The following is a 14,166-nucleotide window of genomic DNA, read 5'->3' as shown; positions in this document are numbered from 1 at the left end:
GCGGGATGGTGGAGGCAACCCAATGGCCGCCTCGTGCGTCGTCACGCGGCGCTCGTCAGGTCAGCGCGGGTTCGCGTTCCCTGGCCCGCCGCCAGCGCGGTTCCTCCTCGTCACCACCGAAGGTCCGGTCGCCGGCCTCGTCGTCGATGGCCTGCGGACCGAACGCCGACTTGATCTCGCCGAAGAGTCCCGAGTGCCGCTCGACGCGCAGCTCGTCGCCGAGACGGTAGGTCCGACAGGCGCCGTCGGGCGCGTCGACCTGCAGGTGCACCGGGACGGGTCCCTGGTGGTGGACGAGGATGTCCTTGAGCCGCCGTACGGCGTCCGCCGTGCACTGTTCGGTGGCGAAGCGCACCACGATCGGCGCGCCGAGCGCCTCGGAGAGGTCCGGTGCGGAGACGCGGTTGGCCTGCAGCTTGAGCGCCTCGTCGCGCACCTCGAGTCGACCGGTCACGACCAGCACGGCGTCCTCGACCAGCACCTCGTGCGCGGCGCGGTAGGTGTTGGGCCAGAAGACGACCTCGACGTTGCCGGTGAGGTCCTCGAGGGTGGCCACGAGGTAGGTGTCGCCCTTCTTGGTGAACTTCTTGGTCAGGCCGGTGAGCACGCCGCCGACCGTGACGTTGTCGTTGTCCTTGCGCTCGCGCAGGCCGGCGCAGCTGGTGTCGATGTGACGCTCGAGGACCCGCTCGGTGCCGAACAGTGGGTGGTCCGAGACGTACAGCCCGAGCATCTCGCGCTCGAACTTCAGCAGCTGGGACTTGTCGAACTCCTCGGTGGGGATCTCGGGGGCATCGTCGAGCTCGACCCCGTCCGCACCGCCGCCGTCGTCGCCGAACAACGACAGGAAGCCGGCCGCCTCGTCCTTCTTGGCCTTCTGGGCCGTGTCGACCATCAGTTCGTAGACGGCCAGCAGGCCCTTGCGCGTGTGACCCAGCGAGGAGAACGCGCCGGCCAGGATCAGGTTCTCCAGCGTGCGCTTGTTGAGCACACTGGCGTCGACCTTGGCGCAGAAGTCCTGGAAGTCGGCGAACGCGCCCTTCTCGGTGCGGGCGCGGACGATCTGTTCGACGATCCCCTCCCCCACGCCGCGTACGGCCGACAGCCCGAACAGGACCTCGTCCCCTCGCGGGGTGAAGTCGCTGCCCGAGGTGTTGATGTCGGGCGGCAGCACGGGGATGCCCATGCGCCGGCACTCGTTGAGGTAGAGCGGCTTGTTGTCCTTGTGGTTCTTGACGCTGGTGAGCAGTGCCGCCATGTACTCGACCGGGTAGTGGGCCTTGAGCCAGGCGGTCTGGTAGCTCACCACGCCGTAGGCGACCGTGTGGGACTTGTTGAACCCGTACTCGGCGAACTTCTCGATGAGGCCCCACAACGAGCTCATCAGGGACTTGTCGTAGCCGTTGTCGACGCCACCGCTGATGAACTGGTCCTTGAAGGACTCCATCAGGTCGCGCTTCTTCTTGCCGACCGCCTTGCGCAACCCGTCCGCGTCGGACATCGTGAAGCCCGCGAGGTCGGTCGCGATCTTCATGACCTGCTCTTGGTAGACGATCACGCCGTAGCTCTCGCCCAGCACGGGCTCGAGGTCCGGGTGGTCGTAGGTGACCTCCTCGAGGCCGTTCTTGCGGTTGGCGTAGGCGACGTGCATGTCCATCGACAACGGGCCCGGGCGGTACAGCGCCAGCAGGGCCGAGATGTCCTCGAAGCGGGTCGGCCTGAGCTTGCGCACCAGCGCCTGCATGCCGGTCGAGTCGAGTTGGAAGACGCCCAACGTGAAGCCGGTCGAGAGCATCTCGTAGGTGGTGGGGTCGTCCATGTCGCCGAGCAGTTCGGCGTCGTCGAGGTCGACCTCGACGCCCCGGTTGGCGCGGATGTGCCGTTCGGCGTCCGAGATCACCGTGAGGTTGCGCAGCCCGAGGAAGTCCATCTTGAGCAGGCCGATGGCTTCGGCCGCGCCCATCTCGTACTGGGTGACGATCTCGCCACGGTCGGTCTTGAGCAGCGGGACGATCTCGTCGAGCGGTGAAGCGCCGATGATGACCGCGGCGGCATGGATGCCGTGCTGGCGGATCAGGCCCTCGAGCTTCTCGGCGGTCTCGAGCACCCGGCGGTAGGTCGGGTCGTTGCGGGCCTCCCGCAACTCGACCGACTTGTCGTAGGCCTCGGCGAGCGGGGCCTCCTTGCCCTGCTGCGGGGGCGGCATCATCTTGCACAGCGTGTCGCCGACGCTGAACGGCTCGTCGAGCACCCGGGCGGCGTCGCGGATGGCCGACTTCGCCTTGATGGTCCCGAAGGTGACCACCTGGGCCACGTGGTCGTCGCCGTAGCGCGAGGCGGCGTAGCGGATCATCTCCCCGCGTCGACGGTCGTCGAAGTCGATGTCGATGTCCGGCATCTGGATACGGGCCGGGTTGAGGAACCGCTCGAAGATCAGGCCGTACTTGATCGGGTCGACCCGCGTGATGTCGGTGCAGAAGGCGACGACCGAACCGCCGGCCGAACCACGACCGGGACCGACGCGGATGCCGGCACTGCGGGCGTACTCGCACAGGTCGGCGACGATCAGGAAGTAGGCGGGGAAGCCCATGTCCTGGATGACGCCGAGCTCGTACTCGATGCGCTGGGCGACGGCGTCGGGAACCGGGTCGCCGTAGCGCTCGCGGGCACCCTCCCACACCTTGTGGCGCAGGAACTCGGCCTCGGACATGCCCGGCGGGCAGGGGAAGGCCGGCAGCAGGTCGAGGTCGAACTCGATCTTCGCGTCGCACATCTCGGCGATGTCGAGCGTGGCATCGAGCGCGTCGCGGTACTGGGCGTACTCCTGGCGCATCTCCCGGGCGGTCTTGACGTAGAACTGGTCGCCGGAGAACTTGAACCGGTCCGTGTCGGAGAGCTTCGAGCCGGTCTGGATGCACAGCAGCACGTCGTGGGCCTGCGCGTCCTCGGCGTCGGTGTAGTGCGAGTCGTTGGTGAGGACCGTGCGCAGGCCGAGTTGGCCGGCCAGCTTCTCGAGCAGCGGCCAGGTGCGCCGCTGTTCCTCGATGCCGTGGTCCTGGAGCTCGACGAAGAAGCGCTCGGCGGTGTAGATGTCCTTGAAGTCGCTCAGGACCTGGCGCGCCTCGTCCTCGTCGCCCTTGAGCAGGGCCTGGTTCACCTCCGAGCCGAGACAGCCCGAGAGCACGACCATGCCCTCGCTGTGCGCGGCGAGCAGCTCCTTGTCGACGCGCGGCTTGTACCAGTAGCCGTCGAGGTAGGCCTTGGTGGAGAGCTTGACGAGGTTGCGGTACCCGACGTCGTCCTGCGCCAGCGTGGTCAGGTGGAAGTAGCGCTGGCGACCGTCGGAGCCGCCGAGCCGCTGGTCGTGCCGGGACCCGACCGCCTGGTACAGCTCCGAGCCGAGGATCGGATTCACCCCGGCCGCGGTGCCCTGCTTGTAGAAGTCGGCCAGTCCGAACAACACCCCGTGGTCGGTGATGGCGACACCGGGCTGCCCGTCGCGGGCGACCTTGTCGAACAGCTGCCCGAGCCGCGACGCCCCGTCGAGCATCGAGTACTCGGTGTGCACGTGGAGGTGGACGAAGCTGTCGCGGTCGCCACTACCCACTGCTCGCGCTCCCCTGGCCACCTGGGCCACTCGCCTGCTCGTCGTGTCCCGGCCGATCCCGGGAACGTCGGACCGGACCCCGCCCGTCGGATGACGGGCAGCGCCGGACCAGACGGGATTCTGCGGGAAGGTGCACCCGGCACCGCAGCCGAGGGGCCGCGAGCCGGTGTGCCAGAACCACACGCCTGTGGTTCGCGACGCTACCACTCCTGGGCCGAGGTGGCCCGGTGGGCGGGGCTGCGGGTGGGGCCTGCGCGCAGCGAGCGCCCGGCCCTCGCGCGCGTCTCACGGTCAGACGACGGTCAGCAGCTGCGGGCCGTCGTCGGTGACCGCGATCGTGTGTTCGGCGTGGGAGGCGCGCGAGCCGTCGACGGTGCGGATGGTCCAGCCGTCGTCGTCGATGCGGTAGTCGTCGCGTCCCCCGGCCATGAACATCGGCTCGATCGCGATCACCAGGCCGGGACGGATCCGCAGCCCGCGGCCCGGCTCGCCCTCGTTGGGAACGGAGGGGTCCTCGTGCATCTGCCGGCCCACGCCGTGGCCGCCCCACCCCTGTGGGATGCCGTAGCCGTGTCCACGGCCGATCGCGCCGATGGCCGCCCCGACGTCGCCGAGACGGTTGCCCGGCACGGCCGCGGCGATGCCGGCCGCGAGCGCGTCCTCGGCGGCCTGGCGGAGCCGGTCGTCGTCCTCGCGGACGGTACCGACGCTGAAGGTGACGGCCGCGTCACCGACCCAGCCGTCGAGGACAGCACCGAAGTCGATGCTCAGCAGGTCACCGTCGGCGAGCGGTTCGTCGTCGGGGATGCCGTGCACGATGACGTCGTTCTTCGACGCGCAGATGACCCCGGGGAACGGCGTCGGGGCGAAGTGCGGGTGGTAGCCGAGGAACGCCGAGGTGGCGCCGTGCTCGCGCAGCACGTCGCGGGCGACCTCGTCGAGGTCGCGCAGGCTCACCCCGACGTCGGCGGCCGCGCGCATCGCCCGGTGGGCGAGCGCGACGACCCTGCCGGCCTCGCGGAGTCCGGCCACGTCCTTGCGGGATTTTCGGAGGATCACGCGTCGTCCTGTGCCGTGGCGGGCGTCGGGGTGTCCAGGGTCGGGGTGTCCAGGGCCTGCCACCAGTCCACGGGCAGGTGCAGACCGGCCCGGGCGAGCACGACGTCGAGGTCGTCGGGCAGTGGCTCGGTCACCTCCACCGTCTCGCCGGTCACGGGGTGCACGAGGGCCAGCCGCCCGGCGTGCAACGCGACGCGTGGCACGTCGAGCGACGCGGCCAGCGAGGCCGAGGCCCGGTAGGTGGGATCGGCGAGCAACGGGTGCCCGAGCGCCGACAGGTGGACCCGGATCTGGTGGGTCCGGCCGGTCTCGAGCGCGCAGGCCAACAGTGCCACCGAGCGCCCCTCGCCGACCGGGGCCTGGTCGAGGACCCGGTAGCGGGTCACGGCCGCCTTGCCGTCGTCCCGGACGGTGAAGCGCGTGCGGTCGCCCGGGTCGCGGCCGAGCGCCCCCTCGATGCGTCCACGTGGCGCCTGGGGCACGCCCTCGACCAGTGCGAGGTAACGACGGGCGACGCGGCGCTGCTGGAGCGCCTCGACCAACCCGGCGTGGGCGGCGTCGGTCTTGGCCACCATCAGCAGGCCGGACGTGTCGCGGTCGAGCCGGTGCACGATGCCGGGCCGCCCCTTCCCGCCGGCGGGTGCCAGCGCGACGCCCGCGGCGGCCAGCGCGTCCACCAGCGTGCCGTCGGGCTGACCGTGTCCGGGATGGACGACCAGCCCGGCGGGCTTGACCAGCACGATCAGGTGGTCGTCCTCGAAGCGCACCGGCGGCAGCGGCGGAGCCGGGACGCCGGGTGGCGCCGTGGCGGTCGCCGTGAACCGCACCGCCTGGCCGGCGCGCACCCGCTGCTGCTTGCTCACCGGCCGGCCGTCGAGCTGCACCTCGCCCCCGACGATGCGGGCGGCCGCCCGGGACCGCGAGATCTCGAACAGCTCCGCCACCACGACGTCGAGTCGTTCGCCGTCGAGCGCGTCGGGGACGCGCTCGACGCTCACGGACGCTCCGGCGACGACGGCGCGCCGGCCGACCCGTCGGCGTCGACGGCCGTGGAGCCCGCCTGCCGCGCCTCGGTCGCGGGCGCCGCTTCGTCGGCCGCCTTCGCCTCCTGTTCCTCGCGCCACAGCGCCAGTGCCAGCAGCACGAAACCGACCGTGATCGCCGCGTCGGCCACGTTGAAGCGGGGGAAGTTGCCCCAGGCGACGAAGTCCACCACGTCACCCTGGAAGAAGCCGCTGCGTTCACCCACGACGTTGGGACGCACGAGCCGGTCGATGGCGTTGCCCAGTGCCCCCGCCAGCAGCAGACCGTAGGCGCAGGCCGGCAGCAGGCTCGTGGTACGCGGCAGGGCGCGCGCCACGATGACCGTGACCAGCACGGTGACCACGAGGAACAGCCAGGCCGGCGCCGGCAGCCCGAAGGCGGCCCCAGGGTTGTAGACCAGTTGCCAACCGACGGCGTCGCCGAACAGCGGGGCGTACTCCCCCATCCCCAATGCCGCCTCGGCGATCTCCTTGGTGGCCTGGTCGAGGACCACGACCGCAGCGGCGAGCAGCAGCGCGACCTGGGTGGGCAGTCGCGACGCCGGCCGCGACGTTGCGTCGGCGGCGGGCGGAGCGTCGGTCAACGTCCGGTCTCGTCCCGGCGCTTGCAGTCCATGCACAGCGTGGCGTAGGGCAGCGCCTCGAGACGGGCGGGCTCGATCTCGTTCCCGCAGCGTTCGCAGGTGCCGTACGTACCGGCGTCCATGCGGCGCAGGGCGTCGTCGATCTGGGACAGCAGCCGACGGGCGTGATTCGACAGCGACTGCGCGGTCTCGCGCTCGAAGCTGGCGGAGCCGGCGTCGGCCGGGTCGTCGTCGAAGCCGCCCTCGCGCCAGTTCTTGACGTCGGCTTCGGCGTCGAGCCCCTCGACCTGGCCGATCAGCGACTGTCGTTCGGCGAGCAGCTCCCGACGACGCTCGTCGAGCTGGTCCTGTGGGTACGGGTTCTCGGATGCCATGGCGCCGGAAGGTACCAGACCGCTCGGTGTGCCACGGCCGGTTGCACGACGACCTATGCTGCCCGGGCACGATCCAACGCTGTGACGCGGACGCGGCGGCGGGTCGGTCGCACCAGGAGCGAGCCGGGACGGTGGGAGCCGGTGGTGCGGCCCCGCCGTCATCACCGCCGAGCGGCCGCGCCGAACGTCCGGGCCCGCCCGGACGCGTAGGCGCGGACGGGTCCCGCACGAGACGCGGGCCGACCGGAACCCCTCGGGGTGCCGGCGGAAAGCCCCAACGAAGCGGTCGGTCACGGCGCCCGGGACACGGGCGGGGCCGGCAACGAGGGTGGTACCGCGGCGCCGTGCGGCGTCGTCCCTCGGGTCGCACACCGTCTGCCTCCCGAGGACGAAGATGACCACCTGGCCCAGCGTCGCTCCCCAGCCCGACCTGCCGCAGCTCGAGGCGCAGGTGCTCGACCGTTGGCGCGCACTCGACGTCTTCGCGCGCAGTGTCGAGCAGCGCGCCGACGCCCCCGTGTGGACGTTCTTCGAGGGCCCGCCGACCGCCAACGGCCGTCCCGGCACCCACCACGTCGAGGCCCGCACCTTCAAGGACATCTTCCCGCGCTACCGCACGATGAAGGGGTTCTTCGTGCGCCGCAAGGGTGGCTGGGACTGCCACGGCCTGCCGGTGGAACTCGAGGTCGAGAAGGAGCTCGGCCTCAACTCCAAGGCGGACATCGAGGCGTACGGCATCGAGAAGTTCAACGCCCGCTGCCGGGAGTCGGTGCTGCGCTACGTCGACGTCTGGGAACGGCTCACCGAGCGCATCGGGTTCTGGATCGACACCGACGACCCGTACCGCACGATGGACGCGACCTACGTCGACTCACTGTGGTGGGGCCTCAAGGAGCTGTGGGACCGGGACCTGATCTTCGAGGACCACCGGGTCGCGCCCTACTGCGGCCGGTGCGGCACCGCCCTGTCCGACGCCGAGGTGGCACAGGGCTACCAGACGGTCGAGGACCCGAGCGTGTTCGTGCGCTTCCCACTGCTCGACGGACCGTTGGCCGACGAGGGCGCGGCGCTGCTGGTGTGGACCACGACCCCGTGGACCCTGCCGTCCAACACCGCCTGCGCCGTCGGCGCCGACGTGCGCTACCAACTCGTGCGCGTGTCGGCCACCGACGCCGGCGGCGAGGACGAACTGCTGGTGCTGGCCGCCGACCTCGTGGAGCGGGTGCTCGGCGAGCGCGGTGACCAGCTCTACGAGGTGGTGCGCGAGGTCGCACCCGACGAGCTGGTCGGTGCCCACTACGAGGCGCCGTTCACCATCGTCGCGCCCGAGGCCGACCAGGACTGGCGCTACGTGGTGACCGCCGACTTCGTCACGACCACCGACGGGTCGGGCATCGTGCACCTCGCGCCCGCCTTCGGCGCCGACGACATGGCCGTCGGCCGCGAGCACGGACTGCCGGTGCTCAATCCCGTCGACCGGGAGGGGAAGTTCACCGTCGGCCCGTGGGCCGGCAGCTTCGTCAAGGACGCCGACCCCGACATCATCCGGGAGCTGACCGCCGGCGGCCGGCTGTTCCAGGCGACCCGCTACTCGCACACCTACCCCCACTGCTGGCGCTGCAAGCGTCCGTTGATCTACTACGCCAAGCCGTCGTGGTACATCCGCACGACCGCGGTTCGCGACCAGCTGCTGGCCAACAACGCCGGCATCGACTGGCACCCGGAGCACATCCGGGACGGGCGCTTCGGCAACTGGCTGGAGAACAACGTCGACTGGGCCCTGTCACGGGACCGCTACTGGGGCACCCCGTTGCCGTTCTGGCGCTGCGAGGACGGCCACGTCACGGTGGTCGGTTCCCGGGCGGAGCTCTCCACGCTCAGCGGCGAGGACCATGCCGAGCTCGACCCGCACCGGCCCTACGTCGACGAGGTGGTCCTGCCGTGCGGCCAGTGCGGCCAGACGGCGACCCGCGTCCCCGACGTCGCCGACGCCTGGTTCGACTCGGGCGCCATGCCCTACGCCCAGTGGGGCTACCCGCACCAGGGGCGCGAGGAGTTCGCCCGCCACTACCCCGCCGACTACATCTGCGAGGCGATCGACCAGACCCGTGGCTGGTTCTACACGCTGCTGGCCGAGTCGACCCTGCTGTTCGGTGACAGCTCCTACCGCACCTGCGTCTGCCTCGGCCACATCGTGGACGAGGACGGTCGCAAGATGTCGAAGTCGCTGGGCAACATCCTCGATCCCTGGGAGCTGATCGAGCGCAACGGGGCCGACGCCCTGCGGTGGTTGATGCTGGCCGAGGGCAACCCGTGGGTGTCGCGGCGGGTCGGTCCGCAGCTGCTCGACGAGATCGTCCGTCGGTTCCTGCTCACGATCTGGAACACCCACGTGTTCTTCACCACCTACGCCGCGATCGACGGCTTCGACCTGGCCACCCCAGCCCCTGCGGTCGCAGAACGACCCGCCGCGGACCGCTGGGTGCTGGCGGAGCTCGCCGACGTCGTCACCGTCGTCGACACCGCGCTGGAGCGCTACGACGTCTCGAGCGCGACCCGCCGGCTCGAGCGGTTCGTCGACGACCTGTCGAACTGGTACGTGCGACGCAACCGACGCCGGTTCTGGAAGGCGGTGGCCGACGACCCGGCCGACAAGGCGGCCGCGTACCACACGCTGCACACCTGTCTGCGCACGCTCGCACAGCTGCTGGCCCCGTTCACGCCGTTCTTCGCCGAACGGCTGTGGCAGGACCTGGTGGTCAGCCAGGACGGGCAGGCGCCGCCGTCGGTGCACCTGACCGACTTCCCCGTCGCGGCCGGGGAGTGGGCGGACGAGTCGCTGCGCCAGGCGATGGGTACCGCACGTCGGGTGGTCGAACTCGGGCGCCAGGCCCGCACCACCTCGGCGGTCAAGGTCCGTCAGCCCCTGGCCCGCGCCCTGGTGACGGTGCCGGAGGCCGAGCGCGTCGGACTCGCCACGCTGGTGGCCGACATCGCCGACGAGCTCAACGTCAAGCAGGTGGAGCTCGCCGACGGCACCGGCGACCTCGTCGAGCGTTCGCTCAAGCCCAACTTCCGCGCGCTCGGGCCGGCGTTCGGCAAGCGGTCCCCCGCCGTGGGCGACGCCCTGCGCAAGGCCGACCCGGACACGGCGGCCGCGGTGGCGGCGGCACTCGCCGACGCCGGCGAGGCGGTGCTGACCGTGGACGGCGAACCGGTCACCCTCAGCACCGGGATGGTCGAGGTGGTCGAGACCTCGCGCACCGGCTGGGCCGTCGCCTCCCAGGGCGGGACCTCGTTCGCGCTCGACACCGCGCTCAGCCGCGAGTTGGAGGTCGAGGGCGCCGCGCGCGAGTTGGTGCGCGCCGTCAACGACCTGCGCAAGGGCGCCGGGCTGGCGCTCGACGACCGCATCGTCCTGCGGTTGGTCGTCGACCCGTCGGCGCTGGACGCGGAGCTCGCCGCGGGCGGCCTCTACGACCTCGTGGCCCGTGAGGTGCTCGCCACCACGATCGAGCGTGACGCGGTCCCCGACGACGCGGCCGAGGTCGACCTCGGTCCCGGCACGGCCCGGGTCGCGATGGAGCGGGTCCGATGATCCGCCGACTGCTGTGGGCGGCGGTGCTCGCCACGTTGGGCGCCGGGGTCGTCGGCGCGCTCCGTCAGCGGCGGGAGGTCGTGCTCGCCACCCGCGCCCGGTCCCGGCCGGTGGCGGGCACGGCCACGGCAGCGCCCGCCACCACCCCGCCACGCCAGGGCCCCCTCGGGCGCCGCCTGGCCGGCTGGGTCCCAGCGCAGCCACGGACCCGGGCCGGGCAGCTCGCCGCGCTCGCGTGGGCCTCGCCGCTGACGGCCGTCGGGCTCCTGGTCGCCGTGGTGTCCGGCGGCCGACCGCGTTGGCGCGACGACCTCGGCTGCTTCGTCACCGAACAGGTGCAGGGAGCGTCGGCGTTCGCGCTGCGACTCGTCGGTGCCGAGGCCAACGCGATCGGCCACGTCGTGCTCTCGCGGCAGGCCACGGCCTCCCCGGCGCTGCTCGCCCACGAAGCGGTGCACGTCCGTCAGGCGGAACGGCTCGGCCCGCTGTTGTTCCCGGTCTATCTGTGGCTGTCGGCCCGCTACGGCTACCGCCACCATCCGATGGAGCAGGCGGCACGTCGGGGGGCCAGGCAGGCGATCGACGACGCACCGACGGGTTGACGCACCCGCACCGGCTCAGGGCCGGCCGGTGGCGTCGTTACCCGGGCGGTCGACCCGCACCGGCACGGGGTCGGCGCCCCGGCGCAGCAGCACCGCTGCCGCGAGGGAGACGAGCGACGCCAGTGACGAACCGATCGCCAGGTAGGCCAACGTCAGTCCGTCGACGAACGGGTTGGCGGCGATCAACGCGACGGCCGTCACGACGAGCAGCAGGCTCAGCACGATCATGGTCGACCTCTCGGACCTCGTCATCGCGGAGGACGGCGTCGCACCCCGACAACCACGGGCACGATCTCCTCCGGCGGACAGCACGCCGCCCGGCGGAGATCCCGACCGATCCCCCGGCCCGTTCAGGCCGTGGCATCGCCCTGGGGCTCGGCCCGCGGCGTGATCGACCCTACCGACGGCGTCGGGACGGACGACGGACCGGCCGAGCCCGACGGACGGTGGCCAGCGCCCGGCGCTGGACCGGCCACGAGCCCGTCGGTCGCCACCGCGTCGAGCGACGGCACGGGACCGGCGGCCGTCGGCGCCGCCCCCGGAGCTCGCGCGTCGGACGCCGGCCACTGCCGAGCGGCCTGTTGCTCGGCCTGCGCGACGATCGCGGCGGCGCGGCGCTCGGCCGCCTCGAGCTGCGCGAGGACCTCGCGCTCGCAGGCCGCCCGCAGTTCGTCGGCCTGCTCGCGGGCGTCCTCCATGGCGCGCTGCACCGCCCCGTCGGCGACGGCCACGTTGCGCTTGGCCGCTCCCTCGCGCTCCAGGGTCGCGGCGAGCCGCGCCTCGGCATCACGCACGCGTCGTCGCAGGTGGTCGGCCTCCGCCTCGGTCTGCGCCAGCTGCTGGGCGAGCCGACCGAGCAACGCGTCGACCTCGGCGGCCGCATAGCCGCGGAAGGCCCGGCGCAGGCCGTGGTCGACCAGGTCCTGCGGACGCAGGGTCATGGTGGTTCCTCGGGCTCGGTCGGCGCCTACAGGCCGATTCGCGACGTCACGCCCATGAGCAGTCGGATGCCGATGAACAGCACGATGATCGACAGGTCCAGGGCGATGCCGCCCAGGCGCACGGGCGGGATGACCCGGCGCAGCGGCGCGACGACCGGTTCGACCAGCCGCCGCACGCCCAGCACGAACGGCATGAGCGGTTCCGGCGGTCGGGGCACCCACGAGAAGATCACGTGCGCGAGCAGCACGTAGAGGTAGATCTGCAACAACAGGGTGATCACGGTCAGCCTTCGGCGCCGGCGGAGACGCGGTAGCCCAGGTCGCCGAGCCGGCGTCGCTCCTCGACAGGCAGATGGACACCCTCGGGAACGAGCAGGAAGGCGCGTGTGCCGACCTTGGTCAAGCGCCCGTGCAGGGCGTAGGTCAGCCCCGAGACGAAGTCGACGATGCGTCGTGCGTCCCCGGCGCTGGCCCGCGTCAGGTCGAACAGCACCGCCTGGCCGGTCCGGTAGCGCGAGCCGACCGCCGGGACGTCGTCGAAACTCGACAACTCGACCACGGCAGCACGGGCGACCGGCACCTTGGGCACGGCGCGCACGTGGACCTCGCTGCTGCCGGCGGACTGGCGCAGCGGTCGCACCGTGGCCTCGTCGGCCTCCACCTCACGCAGCCGCCCCGCGCCTGCGCTGTCGCCGGCCGCGACCGACGCCGGTTCGCGCCGCCGGCTCTGCGCGGGACGCGGCTCGGCGTGCTCGGCGTGCGGATCGTCCTCGGGGACGAACTGCTCGGCGCTGCCGTCGAAGTCTTCCTCGGGCTCTTCCTTCAGCCCGAGGTAGATCATGGTGCGGTTCCACATGCCGCTGCTCACGTCCCAACCTCCTGTGGGCGCCACGGTCCCGCTTGGCGGGGCCCGAACAGCGCCGTACCGATCCGGATCATCGTCGCTCCCTCGGACACCGCCGCCTCGAGATCGGCGGACATGCCCATGGAGAGGTGGACCACCTCCGGGAACCGTTTGCGTGCGTCGTCGCGCAACCGGCGCAACGTGGCGAAGTGCGGCCGGGCGGCCTCGGACGGATCGTCGTCCCCCGCGGGGAGCGGAGGAACGGTCATCAGTCCTTCGACCACCAGGTGCGGCAGGTCGCGAGCGTACGCGACCAACGCCAGCGTCTCGTCGCAGGGGCAACCGTGCTTGGCCGGGTCGTCGGCGACGTTGACCTGCACGAGCACCCGCTGGACCGTGCCCTGCTGCTCCGCCCGACGCGACAGCGCGTCGGCCAGCGAGCGACGGTCGAGCGTGTGGACCAGCACCGCCCGGCCCACGACGTCCTTGACCTTGTTGCGCTGCAGGTTCCCGACCAGGTGCCACTGGGCCCCCGGGACCTGCGGGAGCTTGGCGAGCAGCTCCTGCACCCGGTTCTCCCCCAGCGACACCAGCCCGGCGGCCACGGCGGCCCGACCGAGCTCGGGCGGATGCGTCTTGGTCACCCCGATCAGCCGAACGTCCGCGGGTGCCCGTCCCGCTGCGGCCGCGGCCTCGGCGATGCGGGCGCGGACCCGCGTCAGGCGTGCCTCGAGGTCGACGGCGGGTGGCTGGCCGGTCATGCCGGCAACCGCACGACGATGCCCAGCTGCCGTCCGGTCGCCGCGTCGGCGCGGTGGCTGAACCACCGCTGCTGCGGGTCGCAGGCGGTGCAGCCACCCACGGCGTCGACGCTGCACACCCCGGTGGCGCGCAGCCGCGCGTGCACCGCAGCCGGCAGGTCCAGCGAGGGCGTGCCCCAGCTGGTCCGCCCGACGGCCCGCGGATGTTCGGCACCGACCGCGTCACGCAACTCGCCGGGCACTTCGTAGCAGCAGCCGCCGATGGCCGGTCCCGTCACGGCACGCACCCGTTCGGGCGGGTCACCGAGGCTCGTCATCGCCCGCAGGGTGGCATCCACCACGCCGGTCTCGACGCCACGACGACCGGCATGGACCGCTGCCACCGACCGGTGGCCCGCCAGCAGGACGGGCACGCAGTCCGCGACCGCGACCGCGAGCGGCCGTCCGGGCCGATCGGTGACCACCGCGTCGACGTCGCGCAGCTCCGCACCGACCGGGGTCGCGTCGTCGACCACGGCCACCTCGGCGCCGTGGACCTGACGCATGGTGTGCCAGGTCCCGGCCGCGTGCCCGATCCGGTCCGCGACCTCGGCCCGGTCGCGCGCCAGCTCGGCCGGGTGGTGGGGGCGTCGGTGCGACAGGTTGCCGGGCGCGCCGACCGCGCGCGGCGGCGCGGCGGGGTCGCGGCCGGTGAACCAGGCACGCGCCCCGTCGGCGAGCTCGACGTCGAGCAGGAGCACGGACACCTCGGTC

General features: G+C 72.2%; 13 protein-coding genes. 2 read left to right on the top strand and 11 right to left on the bottom strand.

What is annotated here, in order from left to right; translation table 11 throughout:
• Positions 1-55: 55 nt before the first annotated feature.
• The 5 genes from dnaE to ELR47_RS18305 all read right to left on the bottom strand — a co-directional run bounded on the left by dnaE (position 56) and on the right by ELR47_RS18305 (position 6,667).
• On the bottom strand, positions 56-3,607 hold the full coding sequence (gene dnaE, locus ELR47_RS09025) for a DNA polymerase III subunit alpha (protein WP_205745162.1): 3,552 nt from the start codon (positions 3,605-3,607) through the stop codon (positions 56-58).
• A 291-nt stretch (positions 3,608-3,898) separates the two neighbouring features.
• On the bottom strand, positions 3,899-4,666 hold the full coding sequence (map, locus tag ELR47_RS09020) for a type I methionyl aminopeptidase (RefSeq protein ID WP_130649602.1): 768 nt from the start codon (positions 4,664-4,666) through the stop codon (positions 3,899-3,901).
• A complete protein-coding gene (locus ELR47_RS09015; RefSeq protein ID WP_130649601.1) occupies positions 4,663-5,664 on the bottom strand; it encodes an RluA family pseudouridine synthase in 1,002 nt (333 codons plus the stop codon). Before ELR47_RS09015 ends, map begins: the two co-directional genes overlap by 4 nt.
• Positions 5,661-6,293, bottom strand: a complete 633-nt coding sequence (locus ELR47_RS09010; RefSeq protein ID WP_165403965.1) for a signal peptidase II — start codon at positions 6,291-6,293, stop codon at positions 5,661-5,663. The genes ELR47_RS09015 and ELR47_RS09010 overlap by 4 nt, the downstream gene beginning before the upstream one ends.
• A complete protein-coding gene (locus ELR47_RS18305; protein WP_165403964.1) occupies positions 6,290-6,667 on the bottom strand; it encodes a TraR/DksA family transcriptional regulator in 378 nt (125 codons plus the stop codon). Before ELR47_RS18305 ends, ELR47_RS09010 begins: the two co-directional genes overlap by 4 nt.
• 394 nt (positions 6,668-7,061) lie before the next feature.
• On the opposite strand from ELR47_RS18305, the gene ileS reads away from it, so the two are divergent.
• Positions 7,062-10,265 (top strand): isoleucine--tRNA ligase, encoded by a 3,204-nt coding sequence (gene ileS, locus ELR47_RS09000; protein WP_130649599.1) that lies wholly within the window; start codon positions 7,062-7,064, stop codon positions 10,263-10,265.
• Positions 10,262-10,867, top strand: coding sequence for a hypothetical protein (locus ELR47_RS08995; protein WP_130649598.1), 606 nt, complete (start codon positions 10,262-10,264; stop codon positions 10,865-10,867). Before ileS ends, ELR47_RS08995 begins: the two co-directional genes overlap by 4 nt.
• Positions 10,868-10,882: 15 nt before the next feature.
• On the opposite strand, the gene ELR47_RS08990 is transcribed toward ELR47_RS08995, so the two are convergent.
• From ELR47_RS08990 to ELR47_RS08965, 6 genes are all read right to left on the bottom strand, one after another.
• Complete coding sequence (locus tag ELR47_RS08990; RefSeq protein ID WP_130649597.1) at positions 10,883-11,095, bottom strand: hypothetical protein; 213 nt, start codon at positions 11,093-11,095, stop codon at positions 10,883-10,885.
• Between the two features lie 122 nt (positions 11,096-11,217).
• Entirely contained in the window at positions 11,218-11,808 is a 591-nt protein-coding gene (locus ELR47_RS08985; protein ID WP_130649596.1) for a DivIVA domain-containing protein, read from the bottom strand.
• Positions 11,809-11,834: 26 nt separating this feature from the next.
• Entirely contained in the window at positions 11,835-12,089 is a 255-nt protein-coding gene (locus tag ELR47_RS08980) for a YggT family protein (protein ID WP_205745161.1), read from the bottom strand.
• 2 nt (positions 12,090-12,091) lie between these two features.
• A complete protein-coding gene (locus ELR47_RS08975) occupies positions 12,092-12,676 on the bottom strand; it encodes a cell division protein SepF (RefSeq protein ID WP_130649594.1) in 585 nt (194 codons plus the stop codon).
• Positions 12,673-13,413, bottom strand: a complete 741-nt coding sequence (locus ELR47_RS08970) for a YggS family pyridoxal phosphate-dependent enzyme (RefSeq protein ID WP_130649593.1) — start codon at positions 13,411-13,413, stop codon at positions 12,673-12,675. The genes ELR47_RS08975 and ELR47_RS08970 overlap by 4 nt, the downstream gene beginning before the upstream one ends.
• Complete coding sequence (locus tag ELR47_RS08965) at positions 13,410-14,153, bottom strand: purine nucleoside phosphorylase YfiH/LACC1 family protein (protein ID WP_205745160.1); 744 nt, start codon at positions 14,151-14,153, stop codon at positions 13,410-13,412. The genes ELR47_RS08970 and ELR47_RS08965 overlap by 4 nt, the downstream gene beginning before the upstream one ends.
• Positions 14,154-14,166 lie beyond the last annotated feature (13 nt).

Origin of the sequence: Egicoccus halophilus (assembly GCF_004300825.1) — a bacterium.
Lineage (GTDB): Bacteria > Actinomycetota > Nitriliruptoria > Nitriliruptorales > Nitriliruptoraceae > Egicoccus > Egicoccus halophilus.
Note: the sequence above shows the minus strand (reverse complement) of the source record. Positions and strands in the feature narration are given on the sequence as shown.

Bases quoted from the DNA above. Each gene is read 5' to 3' on its own strand.
- ELR47_RS18305 (WP_165403964.1), bottom strand. From the start codon at position 6,667: ATGGCATCCGAGAACCCGTACCCACAGGACCAGCTCGACGAGCGTCGT.
- ileS (WP_130649599.1), top strand. From the start codon at position 7,062: ATGACCACCTGGCCCAGCGTCGCTCCCCAGCCCGACCTGCCGCAGCTC.
- ELR47_RS08995 (WP_130649598.1), top strand. From the start codon at position 10,262: ATGATCCGCCGACTGCTGTGGGCGGCGGTGCTCGCCACGTTGGGCGCC.
- ELR47_RS08990 (WP_130649597.1), bottom strand. From the start codon at position 11,095: ATGATCGTGCTGAGCCTGCTGCTCGTCGTGACGGCCGTCGCGTTGATC.
- ELR47_RS08985 (WP_130649596.1), bottom strand. From the start codon at position 11,808: ATGACCCTGCGTCCGCAGGACCTGGTCGACCACGGCCTGCGCCGGGCC.
- ELR47_RS08970 (WP_130649593.1), bottom strand. From the start codon at position 13,413: ATGACCGGCCAGCCACCCGCCGTCGACCTCGAGGCACGCCTGACGCGG.